Raw genomic sequence first — 17682 nt, 5'->3', positions numbered from 1 at the left:
TCATGAACGGCGGTACTCTCGGGGCGAGTTGCCCGTGTCGAGGAAGGACCGGGTCAGCGTGCTGCCGCTCACTGTCAGGACCGACGACCCGGCGGCCGCGCAGTCGCCGCTCAGCACCCGGGAGGGGCCGATCACGACCCGGTCGCCCGCCGAGAACAGCTCGGCGTCCGACGTACAGGCCGCGCCGTCCCCCGTGGTGGTGAAGGTGACGACGCTGCTGCCCACGGCGCCCTGTGCGACGGTCAGCCGCTGCGTACCCTTCGAGCTGCTCAACGACCGCTCCCACGAGCCCAGGAAGCGCTCCGGGATCCGGTTCGAGCCCGCCCTGCGCAGTGTCGAGGTCCGGCCGCCGCTTGCCGTCCACGCGAGGGTTCCGTCGGAGCGCGCCGTCAGGGTCTGCTCGCCGATGGCGGAACACTTCCCGGCCGGCGTGCTCGCGGTGACGCCGGTGTCGATACGGATCGAACCGCCGCCTGCCGCAAGCAGCTTGCCGGTTCCCTTGCACAGATAGCTCTCGCCCACGCTGATGCTCGCGACGACCGTGTCGCCGACCGTGCCGGGGGAGAGGGTGATCCGGCGCTCCGACCCGGTGTCCGTGCCGTCGCGGTAGACGCTCCCGGTCCAGGTCCCGGTATACGCGGCGGGAAGCGCGGCCGGCCCGGCGGCCTTCCCCGGCTCTCCCGGCTTCTTGCCCGCGGGCTCCTTGGACGCGGGAGTCTTCGCATCCTTGCTCGCGCCGCTCCCGGGCTCGGACGACGACAGCGACTCCTTGCCCTTGCCCTGACCGGCCACGCCGGGCTGCCCTGTGGCCGGCCCGCCGCCGCCCGGACGGCTGCTCACCGTGTCTCCGCCACCGCGCAGCAGAGTGACGGCGGCAAAGGAAGCGCCCAGCAGCGCGGCCACGGCGACAGCCGCGATCGCCACGGTCCGCCCGGAGCGCTTGCGTGCCTGAGGGCTCGTACCGGTGGTGTCGGGTCCACCTGCGCCCGTGAGGTGCGCCTGTACCCAGGGGCCGTAGGGGGCGGGGGCCAAGGGGGCTGCGGGTGCGGGGGCTGCGGGACCATGGGCTCCGGGTGCCGGAGCACCGTACGCCGGTGGGTTCGCCGCGGCGCCCCTCGGCGGCGTATCGGCGTCGAGCAACGACACCGCGTGCTGGCCGAGCTGGGCGATCAGAGCCGCGGGCAGCCACGGCGCGGCCGGATCGGCGGGACGGGTGCGCTCCACGATCTGCTCCGGCGTCGGCCGCTGCGCCGGCTCCTTGGCCAGACAGTCCGCGATCAGCTGCCGCAACTCCCCGTCCACGCCGCTCAGATCGGGCTCCTCGCTGACGATGCGGAACATGATCGAGTGGATCCCGGTGTCCGAACGCCCGAACGGCAGCCGCCCGGTCGCGGCGTAGGCCAGCACCGAGCCCAGCGAGAAGACGTCGCCTGCGGGTCCGACGCGCTGACCCTGGATCTGCTCGGGCGACATGTATCCCGGCGACCCCACCACCACGCCGGTCTGCGTCACTTCCTCGGCCGGGTTCTCCAGCGCGCGGGCGATGCCGAAGTCGATGACCCGGGGACCGGCGATGGTGACCAGTACGTTGGACGGCTTCAGATCCCGGTGCACGAGGCCGGCTCCGTGCACGCTCCGCAGCGCGCCGGCCAGGCCGTACGCCAGTGTCCGCACCGACTCATGAGGCAGCGGGCTCTCCCGCACGACCTGCAGCAACGAGGGTCCGGCCACATACCCGGTCGCCACCCACGGCTCCGCAGCCTCGGTGTCCGCGTCCAGCACGGGCGCGGTCCACTCCCCGCCGACCCGGCGTGCGGCGGACACCTCCTGGCGGAACCGGTGACGGAACTCCGGCTGCCCGGCGAGCTCGGCCTTGATGAGCTTGACGGCGACCGTGCGCCCGCCCGCGGAACGTGCGAGGTACACCCGGCCCATACCGCCCTCACCAAGGCGGCCGAGCAGACTGTACTCACCTATGGAGCGCGGATCCTGGGGCGCGAGCTGTTCCATGCGCCGAAGCCTACGAGGTCGGCCCTCGCCGCAGATCCGCCGCCCCTTGGGCGTCGCGCACGGCAGACGGCCGTGCGTGCGGATGACGTCCTGGCCGTCCCCCGGTTCATGTAGCCGAGGAAGCCGGGGCCAGTGAGTCCGCCGGTGGCTGCCCGTAGGCGTACGCGCTATCAGCTTTCCCGGCCCCGGGTCCGCGCCGCGGTTCGGTGTGAGCCTCAGCCCGACTTCGTGTACGTGAGGGGCGCGCCGCCCGAGCCCACCAACTCACGCACGATCGTTGTGTCGTTGGGCATGTCCAGGCGGCTCCACTGGCCCGGCGAACACTGCTTCGGGTCGCCCGAGGTCACCTGGGTCGGGCCGAGTTCGAGGGGTGGGCCCGAGGCCTGGAGGGTGGCGGACCAGGTGCAGTCGTAGTTCGGGCCGGTGCCCGACAAGGTCATCACCTGGGTGCCCGTCGTGCCCTGGGAGATCGTCATGGTGCGGGTGTTGTTGCCGTCGGCCGTGGCGAAGGACGCCTCCCAGGTGCCGACGTACTCCGCGGGGACGCCGCCCTCTTGGGAGCCGGGTGAGGTCGGGGGCGCCGTGGAGCCTCGGACGGCAGGGGTGGCCGGGGTTGTCGGGGTCGTCGGCGAGGAGGTCGTGGGGCCCGGCCTGGCGTCCGTCGGGGACTTCTTGCCGTCGTCGCCCATCACCGCGTACACCGCACCGCCCGCCGCGACCGCGACCAGCACGGCCACCGCGATCAGGGCGATCGTGCCGCCCCTCCTGCGGGGCGGGGGCGGGGGTACGTAGGGGGCGGGCATCGGCTGGTACGGCACCGGCGGGCCGTGAGTCACCGGGGCCGGGCCGTGCGGGTAGCCGTAGGCCGGCAGCGGCGGGGGCGGTGTGGGCAGCGGCGTCGGGACGGGCGGCTTCGGGGCGGGCGCGGTCATCGTCGGCGGCTGGACCGGGGCCGGAGCCTGCGGCTGTTCCACCTCCAGCAACTGGACGGCATGACGGCCCAGTTGGGCGATCAGCGCGCCCGGCAGCCAGGGCTCGGCGGTCGCGTCGGAGGTCGTGAGCTCCAGGATCCTCTCGAGCGTCGGGCGGGCCTCGGGATCCTTGTGCAGGCAGTCCCGTACGAGACCGAGCAGGCTCTGTGGAAGACCCTCCAGGTCCGGTTCCTCCTGCGCGATGCGGAACATCAGGGCGTGCACCCCGCTGTCCGCCGAACCGAACGGCATCCGGCCCGTCGCCGCGTACGCGAGAACCGAGCCGAGGCAGAAGATGTCGCAGGCGGGCGTCACACGGTCGCCGCGTACCTGCTCCGGAGCCATGAAGCCCGGCGAACCGACGAGCGCGCCGGTGCGGGTCAGCCCTCCGTCGGTGACCGTCTCCAGGGCGCGGGCTATGCCGAAGTCGATGACGCGGGGGCCGTCGATGGTGACGAGGATGTTCGACGGCTTGAGGTCGCGGTGGATGAGCCCGGCGGCGTGGATGTTGCGCAGGGCGTGGGCGAGACCGGAGGCGAGGATGCGGACGGAACGCTCGGGCAGGGGGCCGTGGTCGCCGGAGACGACGGTCTGCAGGGCGGGCCCGGCGATGTAGCCCGTGGCGACCCAGGGCACCGGCGCCTCGGTGTCGGCGTCGAGAACGGGCGCGGTCCACTCGCCGCCGACCCGCAGAGCGGCCCGTACCTCCTGGCGGAAGCGGCCCCGGAACTCCTCCTGCTCGGCGAGCTCATGGCGTACGAGCTTGACGGCGACGGTGCGGCCGCGGTCGTTGCGGGCGAGGTAGACCTGGCCCATGCCGCCCGCGCCGAGGCGGGCCAGCAGACGGTACTCGCCGATGTGCCGTGGATCTGCTGGTGCCAGAGGCTCCATCGCCGCGCGCCCTTCCCCCGTACCGCTTCGCTGCCGACGGACCGAGGATAGTGCGCGCCGACGCCTCCTAGAGGTCAGGATCCGGCGGGAGCGTCCCGAGGCTGTCGAGGGCTTTGGAGAGTTCCTGAAGAATCCGTACCGTCTCGGCGAACTGCCCGGGGCCCAGCGCCTCGGCGAGACGGGCGGCCAGTGTCGCGTGACCGGGGTTGATCCGCGCGATCGCGGCGCGGCCGTCGTCGGTGGGGCGCAGGAGTTTGGCGCGGCGGTGGGCGGGGTTGGGTGCGTACGCCGCGAGGCCCCGCTCGACGAGCAGATCGGCGATCCGCTGCACGCTCTGGCGCGTGATGCCCATGGCGCGGGCGATCCCGGCGACGGGCAGCGGCTCGTGCAGCACCGCGCCGAGGACCTGCCACCGGGCCGCGGTCAGCCCGGCGGGCTTCGCCAACTCCTCGGAGAGGGCGAGGAACTGTCCGTTCAGCCGGAAGACGCCGAGTGCTGTCCGGCTGAGCAGGTCCTGCTCCGCGCGGCTCATGAGGTGAGGACCGCGAAGGCGGAGGCGTCCGAGTCGTGGAACAGCCGGTACCAGGCGTCCAGCTTCTCGCCCTCGTACACGCCGAGCCTGGCGAAGACCTCGCGGGCGAAGGCGACGGGCTCGGTGGGGCCCGCGGTGATCAGGTCGCGGTCGGTGACGGCGTCGGCCTCGCGGTAGTGGTCGCCGCCCTTGTAGCCGGTGGCCCCGAGGTAGAAGGAGGCGGCGCTGGTGTGATCGCGGTCGTCGAGCAGTCCCTCGCGGGCGAGCCCGGCGGTGGCACCGCAGATGGCGGCCACGGGGACGCCGGCGTCGAGGAAGGAGCGCGCCTCGGCGGCGAAGGGGGCGAGGTCGTCGCCCGTGTCCCAGAGGTGTGCGCCGGTGAGGATGAGCAGGGCGCTGTCCTGCGGGTCGAGCTCGCCGAGGGCGAGATCGGGCTGGATGCGGACGCCGCCCATGGTGGTGACGGGTTCGGTGGTGGGGCCGACGGTGCGGACGGTGAAGCCGTTCTGGGTGAGGTGTGCGGTGGTGTGGCCGGATTCCCAGTCGGCGAAGGTGTCGTAGACGGCGAGATGAACGGTGCGGGTGCTCATGGTGGCCCTCCTGCCTCGATGACAGTATCCTGTCGTATCAGCAGCATGCTGTCAATGCATGCAGTCCCGCCCCGGGACTTCCCCCGGGGCGGGAGCGACACAGTGCCCAGGAACGGCGCCACGGCCATACACCGTGGCCATGTCGGTCCCCACCCGCCCCTCCTTACCCTTGCCCGCATGACCCCTCATCCCGACCCCCAGGCCGGCGCAGCCGTGAAGGCCGCAGACCGTGCGCATGTGTTCCACTCCTGGTCCGCCCAGGGCCTGATCGACCCGCTCGCCGTCGCCGGTGCCGAGGGCTCGTACTTCTGGGACTACGACGGGAACCGTTACCTCGACTTCACCAGCGGTCTCGTCTACACCAACATCGGCCACCAGCACCCCAAGGTCGTCGCGGCGATCCAGGAACAGGCGGGCAGGCTCACCACCTTCGCGCCCGCGTTCGCCGTCGAGGCGCGCTCCGAGGCCGCACGCCTCATCGCCGAGCGGACGCCGGGCGACCTCGACAAGATCTTCTTCACCAACGGCGGCGCCGAGGCCGTGGAGAACGCCATCCGGATGGCCCGGCTGCACACCGGCCGCCCCAAGGTCCTCAGCGCCTACCGCTCGTACCACGGCGGCACCGCGACCGCGATCAACCTCACCGGGGATCCGCGCCGCTGGGCCTCCGACAACGGCACCTCCGGTGTCGTGCACTTCTGGGCGCCGTTCCTCTACCGGTCGCCGTTCTACTCCGAGACCGAGGAGCAGGAGTGCGCCCGCGCCCTCCAGCATCTCGAGGACACCATCGCCTTCGAGGGCCCGGCAACGATCGCCGCGATCATCCTGGAGACGATCCCGGGGACCGCGGGCATCATGACGCCCCCGCCCGGTTACCTCGTGGGTGTACGCGAGATCTGCGACCGGTACGGGATCGTCTTCGTGCTCGACGAGGTCATGGCCGGATTCGGGCGCACCGGCGAGTGGTTCGCCGCCGACCACTTCGGTGTCATACCCGACCTGCTGACCTTCGCCAAGGGCGTCAACTCGGGCTACGTACCGCTCGGCGGAGTCGCCATCTCCGCCGAGATCGCCGCGACCTTCGAGACCCGCCCTTACCCCGGCGGCCTGACCTACTCCGGACACCCGCTCGCCTGCGCCGCCGCGGTCGCCACGATCAACGTGATGGCGGAGGAGAAGGTCGTCGAGCAGGCCGCACACATCGGCGCGACCGTTCTCGGTCCGGGTCTGCGCGAGCTCGCCGAGCGGCACCCGAGCGTCGGCGAGGTGCGCGGTACGGGTGTCTTCTGGGCGCTCGACCTCGTACGGAACAAGGAGACGCGCGAGCCGCTGGTGCCGTACAACGCGACCGGCGCGGCGAACGCCCCGATGGCCGCGTTCGCGGCGGCGTGCAAGTCCCATGGCCTGTGGCCGTTCGTGAACATGAACCGCACGCACGCGGTGCCGCCGTGCAACATCTCCGAGGCGGAGGCGAAGGAGGGCCTGGCGGCGCTGGACGCGGCGCTGTCGGTGGCGGACGAGCACACGGCCTGACTCGGCTTTCCTCAGGGCGCCGCACCGGAATCCCGGTGCGGCGCCGTGCTGCTGCGCGGCTGGGCAATCTCCCGCCGCCGCGCCGTAGGAGGAGGGCGGAGTGGGGAACAGTCCGCCGCAGGCCGCGGTCAGGACCGCGCCGGCTCCACCTCCAAGAACCGCCGCTTCCGCGGCCCCCGGTACATCAGCGCCTCCCACCCCAGCGCCGCCAGCGCCCCCGCGCACTCCGCCAGCCGGAACTCCTCCTCCTGAGCCGCTCCGCCGCCCGGCGGGCCCAGCCAGTCCACGCACACCATCCGGGCCCTGTCCGACGCGCGTACGCGATAGCCCGTCGCCGTCCTCGCACCCGAGGCGTCCACGGCCGAGGGCGGGATGCCCGCCGCCTCCAGGGCAAGGGCGACCGCGCGGACCATCCGGTTGAGCTCCCAGGCCGCCGGCGCGGTGTTCGTCACGCGGCGGATCTGGAGCAGGCCGTCCAGCGCGGCGCGCACCTCCGCGGCCCGTACGTCCGCGGCCCGTGCGGAGAAATCTGGTGGTTGACCGTCACCCGTCGCAGCCTCGAAGACGTCTGTCATGTCAGAATCCCCTGTCCGCACCCGGTTCGTGACGTCTGGCCTATCGTGTCCGGGACCCCGGAGAAGGAGAAGGCCACGATGCAGGGCAACGGCAGCAGTTCCGCTGTCACCCGCAACACCCTGCGACAACAGATCGCGGACGCGCTGCGCGACGAGGTCCTGGCCGGGCGTCTGCAGCCCGGGCAGGAATTCACCGTCAAGCAGATCGCCGAGCAGTACGGCGTCTCCGCAACACCCGTCCGCGAGGCCCTCGTCGATCTCTCGGCCCAGGGGCTGCTCGACTCCGACCAGCACCGGGGCTTCAGGGTCCACGAGTTCTCGGTCGACGACTACCGCGGCATGGTCGAGGCACGCGCACTCATTGTGGCCGGCGTCCTCCACCATGCGCAGAAGCGCGGCATCACCGGGGTGCCGGGCAAGGCGCTGGTGTCCGTACGCCGCCGGGCAGAGGAAGCCGCCCGCGCCGCCCGCGCCGGGGACCTGGACATCCTCATCGGCTACGACCTGCGTTTCTGGCGCGAGCTCTGCGCACTCGTTGCAAACCGGTACATCTGCGACTTCCTGCACCGGCTGCGCGTCCAGACCTGGGTGTTCGCCGTCCCGTATCTGCGCGGTCTGCGCAGCGCTGAGGAGTTGCGGCAGTGGCTGTGGAGCGGCCACGAGGAGCTGGTGGACGCCGTCACGACCGGCGACGCCGAAGGCGTGCGCGCGGCCGTCGGCGCATACGACGAGCATGCGCTCGCCTGGGCGGATCGGCTGGAGCAGTGAGCGTAGACCTGAGTGTCGTCGTCCCGGCGTACAACGAGGAGGGGCGGCTGCGTCCCACCCTGGACGCGATATGTGCCCATCTGCGCGCGGACCCCGGCCGCTGGGGCGAGTGGGAGCTGATCGTCGTCGACGACGGCTCCACCGACGCCACCGCCACGATCGCCAAGGAGGCGGCGGCCGAGGAGCCTCGCATCCAGCTCGTCAGCGGCGACGGCAACCGCGGCAAGGGCAGCGCCCTGCGCCTGGGCGTGCTCGCCTCGTACGGCCGGCTCGTCCTGATCACGGACGCCGACCTCGCAACGCCCATCGAGGAGCTGGACCGTCTCGACAAGGAACTCGCCGCCGAGGACAGCGCGGCGGCGATCGGTTCGCGGGCGCACCCGGACTCGCGCATCGAGGTGCACCAGCGGCGGACGCGCGAATGGCTGGGCCGGATGGGCAACCGCCTCATACGCGCCGTCGCCGTGCCGGGCATTCATGACACCCAGTGCGGCTTCAAGCTTCTGGACGGCGACAAGGCACGTGCGGCCTTTGCTGATTCACGGCTTGACGGGTGGGGGATCGACGTCGAGGTACTGCGCTTCTTCCGGCGGTCGGGATGGCCCGTGACGGAGGTCCCGGTGCGCTGGTCGCACCAGGCGGGCTCCAAGGTCCGGCCGCTGGACTACGGCAGGGTGCTGCTGGAACTGCTCAGACTGCGCGCCCGTGCCCTGCGCCCCGTCGACCTGGCCGTCGTCGGGCTCTTCGTCCTCGCGTCCGTACTGCTCTACAAGAATCTGTGGGCGGACCTCGACCGGGGCTATCTCGCCGACTCGGGGCAGGACCAGAACCAGTGGGAGTGGTTCTTCGCAGTCACCGCCGACAATGTCGCGCATCTGCGAAATCCCCTCTTCACCACGCTCCAGGGATTTCCTGACGGCGTGAACCTGATGGCGAACACCGTCATGTTCGGGGTGTCCATACCCCTCGCGCCCGTCACGCTGCTGCTCGGCCCGACCGTCACCTGGGCGCTGGCGCTCACGCTCGGGCTCGCGGCGACCGCGAGTGCCTGGTACTGGCTGATCGCCCGGCGGCTGGTGAGCAACCGGTGGGCGGCCGCGCTCGGCGCGGCCTTCGCCGCCTTCGCGCCGCCGATGATCTCGCACGGCAACGCGCACCCCAACTTCCTCGTGCTGTTCATGATTCCGCTGATCATCGACCGGGCACTGCGGCTGTGCGAGGGGCGCAACGTCGTACGCGACGGAGTGCTGCTGGGCCTGTTCGCGACGTATCAGGTCTTCCTCGGCGAGGAGCCGCTGCTCCTCGCGTCGGTGGGCATGCTGCTCTTCGCGCTCTCGTACGCGCTCGCGCGCCCCGATGTGGCGCAGGCGGCCCGGAGGCCGCTGCTGCGTGGGCTCGCCGTCGCGGCCGCGGTCTGTCTGCCGTTGATCGCCTTCCCGCTGGGCTGGCAGTTCTTCGGCCCGCAGAGCTACAAGAGCGTGCTGCACGGGGACAACGCGGGCAACAGCCCGCTGGCTTTACTGGAGTTCGCGGGCCGGTCGCTCGCGGGCTCCGACCAGGTCGCCGATCCGCTCGCGCTGAACCGCACCGAGCAGAACGCCTTCTACGGCTGGCCCCTGGTCGCGCTCGCGGCGGCGATGGTGGTGCGGCTGTGGCGGCTCGCTCTGGTCAAGGCGCTGGCCTTCACGGGGCTTGCGGCGGCGTTCCTCTCGCTCGGGCCGAAGTTCCGCATCCCGTACACGGACATCCTGCTCACCGGCCCATGGCGTGTGCTGGCCCATCAGCCGCTCTTCGAATCGGTCATCGAGTCGCGGGTGGCGATGATCTGCGCCCCGGTGCTGGGCGTTCTGATCGCGCTCGCAGCCGACCGGCTCGTGGCGTCCAGGGACCGGGTCAACCAGGTGGTGGGCCTCGCGGCGGTGGCGGCGGCGCTGCTGCCGGTGCTGCCGACGCCGTATCCGGTGCGGGAGCGGCCGCAGGTCCCGGAGTTCATCACGCAGGGCATCTACCGCTCCTACGTCAGCAAGGGCGAGTCGGTCGTCACGGTGCCGCTGCCCAATCCCGGCAGCGCGGAGGCCCTGCACTGGCAGTCGGCGACCGGCCTCGGTTTCCGGGTCGCGGGCGGCTACTTCAACGGGCCGTGGGGACCGGACCGTATCGGCATCTACGGCGCGACCCCCCGGCACACCTCCAACCTCTTCAGCGAGGTGCGCAACACTGGGCGCGTGCCCACCATCGGCCCGAACTGGCAGGCCCAGGCGCGCTACGACCTGGCGGCCTGGAAGGCAGGTGTGGTGGTGCTGGAGCCGCAGTACAACGAGGCGGCCCTGTATGCGACCGTGGAGAAACTGCTCGGGCGCCCGGGGAAGCGGGTGGGCGGTGTGTGGGTATGGGATGTGCGGGACCCGAAGGATCCGGTTCGGACAGACAGCTGACCGGCACCCTTCGCCGATTGTGTCCCTGCCACTACGCTGTCCCGTCCGTGCCCGACCCCGTTCCCGATCTTGTGCCTGATGCTGTTCCGTCCCGGTGCCCCACCTTGTGCCCGAAACCCCTGGAGAGCGAGCCCTCCCTTGGCCTGTGACCTGTGGCTGGTCCCCCTCGTCGACGTGCTGTGCCACAGCCCCGACAACCCCTTCGCCGAAGAGATCGCCGCCTACGACAAAGCACTGACCAGTGCCGGAATGCCGACGGTCCCCGTCTTCGCGTACATGCCCGGTCTGTCCGGCGATGTGGCTCCCGTCGCGGGCTTCGACTACGACGCGCTGCACTTCCTGCGGCGCGCGTACCTGCTGCAGCTGTGCGGGCTCGCGGTGACGCCGGTGGACGAACTGGGCGGTGACTACGAGCAGTTGCTGGAGATGTTCGAGGCGACCGCGCAGCAGTCGCATCTGGTCTGGCACTACGACCACGCCGGGGCATACGTCCCCGTCGACTTCGCCTCGCCGCTGTTCAACGACGAACTGCTCGCCGGGGGCGGCCCGCTTGGCTCCACCCAGGGTCTGCTGCGGGAGCTGGAGTTCGTCGCGCCGTCGATCGGCATCGACCCGGCGAACCCGCCGGAGGCTCCGCAGCCGCCGGACCGGCCGACCTCGCTGGAGGAACCGGCGGGGCCGATTCCGTACGACGAGAGCCCCTTCGCGCGGGAACGGCATGTGTGGCTTGGCCTGCACGCTGCGGCGACGCGCAGCCTCGGCCAGGGCTCAATGATCATTTTCAGCTGACGCACATCCCCCGCACATCCGCTGAACGCGCCGCCTTAAGCTCCGTGACATCTCCGCCCGGTAGGACCGGTGCATGTCACAGACGAGTACCCCGGTGACGGGGGAGACGGTGGACGAAACTCTCCCCCGACCGACGCGCTTCGCGGACGTCAAGGGCTGGTTCTGGCCCGTGGACCAGCTGCTCTTCGACTGGTTCCTGTCCTATCAGCGGGACACGGATCCGGACGGCCGAGGGGATCTGCTCGAGCTCGGCGCATACCTGGGCAAGAGCGCGATCTTCACGGCCGACTATCTGCGGGAGGGTGAGGAGTTCACGGTCTGCGACCTGTGGGACTCGCCGGCACCGGACGACTCCAACAGCGCGGAAATGGACAGGTCGTACTCGACGCTGACGAGGCGGGCGTTCGAGGCGAACTATCTGTCGTTCCACGACGAACTGCCCACGATGGTGCAGGGGCCGACTTCCGTGATCACCTCCCGGGTGAGCCCGGGGAGCTGCCGTTTCGTGCATGTCGACGCCTCGCACCTGTACGAGCATGTGCACGGCGACATCGAGGCGGCGAAGGCGCTGCTGCAGCCGCAGGGCATCGTGTCCTTCGACGACTTCCGCGCGGAACACTGCCCGGGGGTCTCGGCCGCGGTGTGGGGCGCGTTGCCGACCACGGGCCTGAAGCCGATCGTGATCACGGGCACGAAACTCTACGGCACGTGGGGTGACCCGGCGCCGGTGCGGGGGGCGCTGCTGAGATGGCTGGAGTCGCGTGCGGACCTGTGGCACGGGGTGGAGGAGGTGGCAGGCCTGCCGCTGATCCGCATAAAAGGCAACAAGGCAAAGGCGCCGCCGCACCCGAAGTCCCGCCACAAGCCGCTACCGAAGCCTGAGCCGGCCGCACCCGTGCCCGTGTCTGCCCCTGCGGCGGCCGCGGCCCCGCCGCGCCGCCGCCCGTCCCGCGCCCGCCGCCTGGCGAAGGACCTGCTCCCGCCGATCGTGACGAGGGCGCTGCGGCCGGGCCGTAGCGCCTGACCTCCTGGCCCGGGGGCGGAAGGCGAGCTGCTTTGCGGCGAGACTGCCGCTCCCTGGGTGCGGTGGCCTGAGTCTGAGGCGACATCCGGGGTGGAGCCCCGGGTCCGTGAGCGGGTGCCCGCCCCGGACCTCATCCCCCCTCTGGGGCGTCCGGCCTCAGCCTCTGGGGCGTCCGGGCTCAGCGCGGGGTCCGGGGGCACGGCCCGGTGAGCGCCGGCCGCAGGCCGCGGCCTCAGCGCGGCGTCTCCGGTGGGCGCTGGCGGGGCATGTTCGGCCGCGTCCCCGGCGGCAGCGGCGTTCCGCGGCCATCCGTCGCCCGCCCCGGCGGCTGCCCTTCCACCCCCCGTCCCGGCCCCGCCCCCGTCGACTGCATCACCAGGGGCGCCGGGCCCGAGCCGAACTCCACCATCCAGTCCGCCGTCTCCGACCGCACGAGCTCCGCGACGTCCTCCGTGAACCGCCGCAGGACCCCCACGCACCTCTCCGCCGCCTCGCTCGCCGTGCCTTCCGTCGGGCCCAGCACCTCCCTTACGCACTCGGACGCCCAGTCGAACTGCAGCACCACCAGCCTGCGCTGCACCGCCTGCGCCGTCGCCACGTTCCTTATCCAGCCCGAGGTCACCCCGAAGTACCGGTCGCAGGCCAGGCAGGCCGCGCCCAGGAGCAGCGAGAGATATCCCCACCCCGATGCCCCGTCCCGCACGCCCGTCACCTCCAGGAGAGGGAGCACGGCCCCGGCGATCACGCCCAGGGCCGTGCCGACGCGCAGCATCCGCGCCGCCCGGCGTTTCCACGCGCGGTTCGCCAGATACCAGTGAGCCGTACGCAGAGCGCCCGCCTCGACCCACCTGTACAGCTCGTCGAGGCGCTCCGCCGGTTCACCCCAGTCGCCGAGCGGAAACGGCGTCCCGGCCAGGTCACCGCGCGGCGCCCCGCCGCGCTCGCCACGGGCCGGGCCCCCGGGCTGCATGTCCGGCTGGCTCACCGGTCACTCCTCTACGACGTGGAACGAGGTGGTACGACGTAACACTGCGTGTACACGCGCGTGCATTCTGATGCGCATGCCCTTCCTACCGCCGAATGGTGGGCTGTGCGCCAGAAATCCCGGTATTTCCGCCCGCACGAGGTCCTTGATCAGCTAAGGGAGTCCGCCCCCACTCACTCGAAAGAGTTGTCACCGCAGGGTGGGGCGAGCCGCCCGGCAAGCACGTAGGCTCGGCTTACCGAACAATCGTCGTCGAAATGCCAGGAGTGACCGTGATTCCCGGTGGTGGCCAGCCCAATATGCAGCAGCTCCTCCAGCAGGCGCAGAAGATGCAGCAGGATCTCGCGCAGGCCCAGGAGGAGCTGGCACGGACCGAGGTCGAGGGTCAGGCGGGCGGCGGCCTGGTGAAGGCCACGGTCACCGGCTCCGGCGAGCTGCGCGGACTGGTCATCGACCCCAAGGCCGTCGACCCCGGGGACACCGAGACTCTCGCGGATCTGGTCGTCGCCGCCGTCCAGGCCGCGAACGAGAATGCGCAGCAGCTCCAGCAGGAGAAGCTCGGCACGCTCACCCAGGGTCTGGGCGGCATGCCGGGCCTGCCCTTCTGAGGCGCGGGCCCACCAACTACCGTAAGCACCACAGCACTCCACGAGAGGCGTTCCGTTGTACGAAGGCGTGGTCCAGGACCTCATCGACGAATTGGGCAGGCTGCCCGGCGTCGGTCCCAAGAGCGCGCAGCGGATCGCCTTCCACATCCTCCAGGCGGAACCGACCGACGTGCGCCGGCTCGCCCACGCCCTGCTCGAGGTGAAGGACAAGGTCCGCTTCTGTGCGGTGTGCGGCAATGTCGCCCAGCAGGAACAGTGCAACATCTGCCGTGACCCGCGCCGTGACCACTCGGTCATCTGCGTGGTGGAGGAGCCGAAGGACGTTGTGGCGATCGAGCGGACCCGGGAGTTCCGGGGCCGCTACCACGTGCTCGGCGGGGCCATCAGCCCCATCGAGGGTGTGGGCCCCGACGACCTGCGGATCCGTGAGCTGCTCGCCCGCCTCGCGGACGGCACGATCACCGAACTGATCATCGCCACGGACCCCAATCTGGAGGGTGAAGCCACCGCCACGTACCTGGCGCGCATGATCAAGCCGATGGGCCTGAAGGTCACAAGGCTGGCCAGCGGTCTGCCCGTGGGGGGAGACTTGGAATACGCCGACGAGGTCACGCTGGGGCGTGCCTTCGAGGGGAGACGACTTCTCGATGTCTGACGCCAACCTGCACGCCGTCAATCAGGACCCGGACAGCTTCGCGGTCCAGATCGCCGACTCGATCGAGTCCTTCATCGTCGCGACCACGGAAGTCGCGAAGGGCGACGAGCCCGACAGTGCGGTGCCCTTCCTGCTGCTGGAGGTCTCCCAACTCCTGCTGACGGGCGGTCGGCTGGGCGCGCACGAGGACATCATTCCGGACGAGCGGTACGAACCGGACACCGGCCCCGACGTGGACGTCGACGACCTGCGCGAGCGCTTCGCCGTGCTGCTCGACCCGGTCGACGTCTTCTCCGAGGTCTTCGACCCGTACGAACCGCGCAAGGCCCCGGTCGCCTCCCGGATCTCGGACAACCTCGCGGACATCGTCACCGACCTGCGCCACGGCCTGGCCCACTACCGTGCGGGCCGCACGAGTGAGGCGCTGTGGTGGTGGCAGTTCTCGTACTTCTCCAATTGGGGCCCGACCGCCTCCGCCACGCTGCGCGCGCTGCAGTCGCTGGTCGCCCACGTCAGGCTGGACCAGCCGCTGGAGGAGCTGGACGGTCTGGACACGGACGAGGACCTCGCAGAGGACGCGCTGGCCGAGGAGGCCGGGAAGGTGATGGCGCAGGAGATCGCGGGCCCGCTGGGCCTGCGTACGGCCACCTGAGAGCTCCCGGATCCTTTTCCGGCCACTATGTGGCGCGTCACCGGCGGGCGGGCCCTCGGGCCGACGTGACACGGCCCACATACCGCGTAGCACGCATGAGTCGGGGCAGGAGTCGTCCGGGTGGCCGTGACCCTTCCCGGTGATCACGTAGTGAGCGGGACATCTCACCATGTGACTGCACCGGGTCGGAGTCCGGCCGCTCGTTAGACTGAGCCGACCGCAGTAGTGCGGACCGAAACGGACTGAGCGAGGAGCGCACGTGGGCCTTGTCGTGCAGAAGTACGGAGGCTCCTCCGTTGCCGATGCCGAAGGCATCAAGCGCGTCGCCAAGCGAATCGTCGATGCCAAGAAGGACGGCCACCAGGTGGTCGTCGTGGTATCCGCGATGGGCGACACGACGGACGAGCTGATCGATCTCGCCGAGCAGGTATCCCCGATCCCTGCCGGGCGCGAATTCGACATGCTGCTGACCGCCGGAGAGCGGATCTCCATGGCCCTGCTGGCGATGGCGATCAAAAACCTGGGCCACGAGGCCCAGTCGTTCACCGGCAGCCAGGCAGGCGTCATCACCGACTCGGTCCACAACAAAGCGCGCATCATCGATGTGACGCCGGGCCGGATCCGTACGGCGCTGGACGAGGGCAACATCGCCATCGTCGCGGGCTTCCAGGGTGTGTCCCAGGACAAGAAGGACATCACCACCCTCGGCCGCGGCGGGTCCGACACCACCGCCGTCGCCCTGGCCGCCGCCCTGGACGCCGAGGTCTGCGAGATCTACACCGACGTCGACGGCGTCTTCACCGCCGACCCCCGGGTCGTGAAGAAGGCGAAGAAGATCGACTGGATCGCCTTCGAGGACATGCTGGAGCTCGCAGCCTCCGGCTCCAAGGTGCTGCTGCACCGCTGCGTCGAGTACGCACGCCGATACAACATCCCGATTCACGTCCGCTCGTCCTTCTCGGGACTGCGCGGCACCTGGGTCAGCAACGAACCGCAAGGGGACCAGAAGGTGGAGCACGCCATCATCTCCGGAGTCGCCCACGACGTCTCCGAGGCCAAGGTCACGGTCGTCGGAGTGCCGGACAAGCCGGGCGAGGCCGCGGCCATCTTCCGTACGATCGCCGATGCCGAGATCAACATCGACATGGTCGTGCAGAACGTCTCGGCGGCCACGACCGCCCTGACCGACATCTCCTTCACCCTCCCCAAGACGGACGGCCGCAAGGCCATCGACGCCCTGGAGAAGGCGAAGGCCGGGATCGGCTTCGAATCGCTGCGCTACGACGACCAGATCGGCAAGATCTCGCTCGTCGGCGCGGGCATGAAGACCAACCCCGGTGTCACCGCCTCCTTCTTCGAGGCGCTCTCCGACGCGGGTGTGAACATCGAGCTGATCTCCACCTCGGAGATCCGTATCTCGGTGGTCACGCGTGCCGACGACGTCAACGAGGCCGTGCGCGCCGTGCACACCGCCTTCGGTCTCGACTCCGACTCCGACGAGGCGGTCGTCTACGGAGGCACCGGTCGATGACCCGCAAGCCGACGCTTGCGGTCGTCGGAGCGACCGGAGCCGTCGGCTCTGTGATGCTCCAGATCCTTTCGCAGCACGCGGATGTCTGGGGCGCCATACGACTGGTCGCCTCTCCGCACTCGGCCGGCCGCAAGCTGGCCGTGCGCGGTGAGGAGACCGAGGTCGTCGCGCTCGGCGAAGAGGCACTGACGGGCGTCGACGTCGCGCTCTTCCTCGTACCGGACGCGGTGTCCGCGCAGTGGGCGCCGGTCGCCGCGGCCAAAGGCGCGGTGGTTGTGGACAATTCGGGCGCCTTCCGGCTGGATGCCGATGTGCCACTGGTCGTACCCGAGGTCAATCCGCATGCCGTACGGGTCCGCCCGCGCGGCATCGTCGCGAGCCCGCACGACACCACGCTCGCGATGGTTCCGGCCGTGGGCGCGCTGCACGCCGAGTTCGGGCTGCGCGAACTGGTCGTCGCCTCCTACCAGGCCGTCAGCGGCGCGGGGCGTGACGCCGTCGGGGCGCTGCGCGCCCAGCTGTCGCTCGTTGCCGGTACGGAACTGGGCGCCGGGCCCGGAGACGTACGCAGGGCCGTCGGCGACGAGCTGGGACCGTTCGCGGCACCGCTGGCGCTGAACGTGGTGCCCTGGTCGGGGACCCTCCAGGACGGCGGCTGGTCGTCCGAGGAGCTGGGGCTGCGGGCCGAGACGCGCAAGATCCTCGGCCTGCCGGGGCTGCGGGTGGCGGCGACGTTCGTCCGCGTCCCGGTGCTCACCACGCATTCGCTCGCCGTGCACGCGCGCTTCGAGAGCGAGGTCACGGTGGAGCGGGCGCACGAGATCCTGGCGACCTCGCCCGGAGTGGTGCTCTACGACAATCCGGCGGCCGGGGACTTCCCCACGCCCGCCGATGTGGTGGGGACCGATCCGACGTGGGTGGGGCGGGTGCGGCGGGCTCCGGACGACCCCTGTGCGCTGGACCTGTTCGTCTGCGGCGACAATCTGCGCAAGGGTGCCGCGCTCAACTCCGCTCAGATCGCGGAGGCTGTCGCGGCGGAGATCGGGCCCGCGCTCGCCCCCGGCTGATCCGTCCCGTTTGTTGCCGCTCTGTGCGCTTCCTCTGTCTGCTTCCCGCTGAATCGGGGCGGGGGA

Annotated in this window: 16 protein-coding genes; 10 read left to right on the top strand and 6 right to left on the bottom strand. The window is 70.9% G+C overall.

All coding sequences use genetic code 11. The features are described 5' to 3' along the window. The 4 genes from FBY35_RS16475 to FBY35_RS16460 all read right to left on the bottom strand — a co-directional run bounded on the left by FBY35_RS16475 (position 1) and on the right by FBY35_RS16460 (position 4994). A complete protein-coding gene (locus tag FBY35_RS16475) occupies positions 1-2010 on the bottom strand; it encodes a serine/threonine-protein kinase (RefSeq protein ID WP_142214517.1) in 2010 nt (669 codons plus the stop codon). A 215-nt stretch (positions 2011-2225) separates the two neighbouring features. Beyond that, positions 2226-3872 (bottom strand): serine/threonine-protein kinase, encoded by a 1647-nt coding sequence (locus tag FBY35_RS16470; RefSeq protein WP_142214516.1) that lies wholly within the window; start codon positions 3870-3872, stop codon positions 2226-2228. A 67-nt stretch (positions 3873-3939) separates the two neighbouring features. After that, positions 3940-4404, bottom strand: a complete 465-nt coding sequence (locus FBY35_RS16465; RefSeq protein ID WP_142214515.1) for a MarR family winged helix-turn-helix transcriptional regulator — start codon at positions 4402-4404, stop codon at positions 3940-3942. Beyond that, complete coding sequence (locus tag FBY35_RS16460) at positions 4401-4994, bottom strand: type 1 glutamine amidotransferase family protein (protein WP_142214514.1); 594 nt, start codon at positions 4992-4994, stop codon at positions 4401-4403. The genes FBY35_RS16465 and FBY35_RS16460 overlap by 4 nt, the downstream gene beginning before the upstream one ends. Positions 4995-5171: 177 nt before the next feature. Here FBY35_RS16460 and FBY35_RS16455 point away from each other — a divergent pair, with 177 nt between their 5' ends. Further along, positions 5172-6527: an aspartate aminotransferase family protein gene (locus FBY35_RS16455; RefSeq protein ID WP_142214513.1), complete on the top strand. Its 1356-nt coding sequence runs from the start codon at positions 5172-5174 to the stop codon at positions 6525-6527. 128 nt (positions 6528-6655) lie between these two features. Here FBY35_RS16455 and FBY35_RS16450 read toward each other — a convergent pair whose 3' ends face one another. Then, a complete protein-coding gene (locus FBY35_RS16450) occupies positions 6656-7102 on the bottom strand; it encodes a hypothetical protein (protein WP_142214512.1) in 447 nt (148 codons plus the stop codon). 78 nt (positions 7103-7180) lie between these two features. On the opposite strand from FBY35_RS16450, the gene FBY35_RS16445 reads away from it, so the two are divergent. The 4 genes from FBY35_RS16445 (at position 7181) to FBY35_RS16430 (ending at position 12118) form a co-directional block, all read left to right on the top strand. Next, positions 7181-7870 carry a GntR family transcriptional regulator gene (locus tag FBY35_RS16445; protein WP_142215108.1) on the top strand — a complete coding sequence of 230 codons (690 nt, stop codon included), beginning with the start codon at positions 7181-7183 and terminating at the stop codon, positions 7868-7870. Further along, positions 7867-10305, top strand: a complete 2439-nt coding sequence (locus FBY35_RS16440; protein WP_142214511.1) for a dolichyl-phosphate beta-glucosyltransferase — start codon at positions 7867-7869, stop codon at positions 10303-10305. The genes FBY35_RS16445 and FBY35_RS16440 overlap by 4 nt, the downstream gene beginning before the upstream one ends. A gap of 138 nt (positions 10306-10443) precedes the next feature. Continuing rightward, positions 10444-11094: a hypothetical protein gene (locus tag FBY35_RS16435; protein WP_142214510.1), complete on the top strand. Its 651-nt coding sequence runs from the start codon at positions 10444-10446 to the stop codon at positions 11092-11094. A 73-nt stretch (positions 11095-11167) separates the two neighbouring features. Continuing rightward, positions 11168-12118 (top strand): class I SAM-dependent methyltransferase, encoded by a 951-nt coding sequence (locus FBY35_RS16430; RefSeq protein WP_142214509.1) that lies wholly within the window; start codon positions 11168-11170, stop codon positions 12116-12118. Positions 12119-12350: 232 nt separating this feature from the next. Here FBY35_RS16430 and FBY35_RS16425 read toward each other — a convergent pair whose 3' ends face one another. Continuing rightward, positions 12351-13103: an SLATT domain-containing protein gene (locus tag FBY35_RS16425; protein WP_260848631.1), complete on the bottom strand. Its 753-nt coding sequence runs from the start codon at positions 13101-13103 to the stop codon at positions 12351-12353. Between the two features lie 272 nt (positions 13104-13375). Between FBY35_RS16425 and FBY35_RS16420 the strand changes: the two genes are divergently transcribed. The 5 genes from FBY35_RS16420 to FBY35_RS16400 all read left to right on the top strand — a co-directional run bounded on the left by FBY35_RS16420 (position 13376) and on the right by FBY35_RS16400 (position 17616). Further along, a complete protein-coding gene (locus FBY35_RS16420; protein WP_142215106.1) occupies positions 13376-13711 on the top strand; it encodes a YbaB/EbfC family nucleoid-associated protein in 336 nt (111 codons plus the stop codon). Between the two features lie 55 nt (positions 13712-13766). Beyond that, on the top strand, positions 13767-14366 hold the full coding sequence (gene recR, locus FBY35_RS16415) for a recombination mediator RecR (RefSeq protein ID WP_142214508.1): 600 nt from the start codon (positions 13767-13769) through the stop codon (positions 14364-14366). Further along, positions 14359-15018, top strand: a complete 660-nt coding sequence (locus FBY35_RS16410) for a DUF5063 domain-containing protein (protein ID WP_142214507.1) — start codon at positions 14359-14361, stop codon at positions 15016-15018. The genes recR and FBY35_RS16410 overlap by 8 nt, the downstream gene beginning before the upstream one ends. Positions 15019-15277: 259 nt before the next feature. After that, a complete protein-coding gene (locus FBY35_RS16405; protein WP_142214506.1) occupies positions 15278-16549 on the top strand; it encodes an aspartate kinase in 1272 nt (423 codons plus the stop codon). Then, entirely contained in the window at positions 16546-17616 is a 1071-nt protein-coding gene (locus FBY35_RS16400; RefSeq protein ID WP_142214505.1) for an aspartate-semialdehyde dehydrogenase, read from the top strand. Before FBY35_RS16405 ends, FBY35_RS16400 begins: the two co-directional genes overlap by 4 nt. Positions 17617-17682 lie beyond the last annotated feature (66 nt).

Origin of the sequence: Streptomyces sp. SLBN-118 (assembly GCF_006715635.1) — a bacterium.
Lineage (GTDB): Bacteria > Actinomycetota > Actinomycetes > Streptomycetales > Streptomycetaceae > Streptomyces.
The sequence above is the reverse complement of the archived record's forward strand: the minus strand, read 5'-3'. Positions and strand labels throughout refer to the sequence as shown.

Coding starts and splice junctions, on each gene's coding strand:
- FBY35_RS16475 (WP_142214517.1), bottom strand. CDS start 2,010: ATGGAACAGCTCGCGCCCCAGGATCCGCGCTCCATAGGTGAGTACAGT.
- FBY35_RS16470 (WP_142214516.1), bottom strand. CDS start 3,872: ATGGAGCCTCTGGCACCAGCAGATCCACGGCACATCGGCGAGTACCGT.
- FBY35_RS16465 (WP_142214515.1), bottom strand. CDS start 4,404: ATGAGCCGCGCGGAGCAGGACCTGCTCAGCCGGACAGCACTCGGCGTC.
- FBY35_RS16460 (WP_142214514.1), bottom strand. CDS start 4,994: ATGAGCACCCGCACCGTTCATCTCGCCGTCTACGACACCTTCGCCGAC.
- FBY35_RS16455 (WP_142214513.1), top strand. CDS start 5,172: ATGACCCCTCATCCCGACCCCCAGGCCGGCGCAGCCGTGAAGGCCGCA.
- FBY35_RS16450 (WP_142214512.1), bottom strand. CDS start 7,102: ATGACAGACGTCTTCGAGGCTGCGACGGGTGACGGTCAACCACCAGAT.
- FBY35_RS16445 (WP_142215108.1), top strand. CDS start 7,181: ATGCAGGGCAACGGCAGCAGTTCCGCTGTCACCCGCAACACCCTGCGA.
- FBY35_RS16430 (WP_142214509.1), top strand. CDS start 11,168: ATGTCACAGACGAGTACCCCGGTGACGGGGGAGACGGTGGACGAAACT.
- FBY35_RS16410 (WP_142214507.1), top strand. CDS start 14,359: ATGTCTGACGCCAACCTGCACGCCGTCAATCAGGACCCGGACAGCTTC.
- FBY35_RS16400 (WP_142214505.1), top strand. CDS start 16,546: ATGACCCGCAAGCCGACGCTTGCGGTCGTCGGAGCGACCGGAGCCGTC.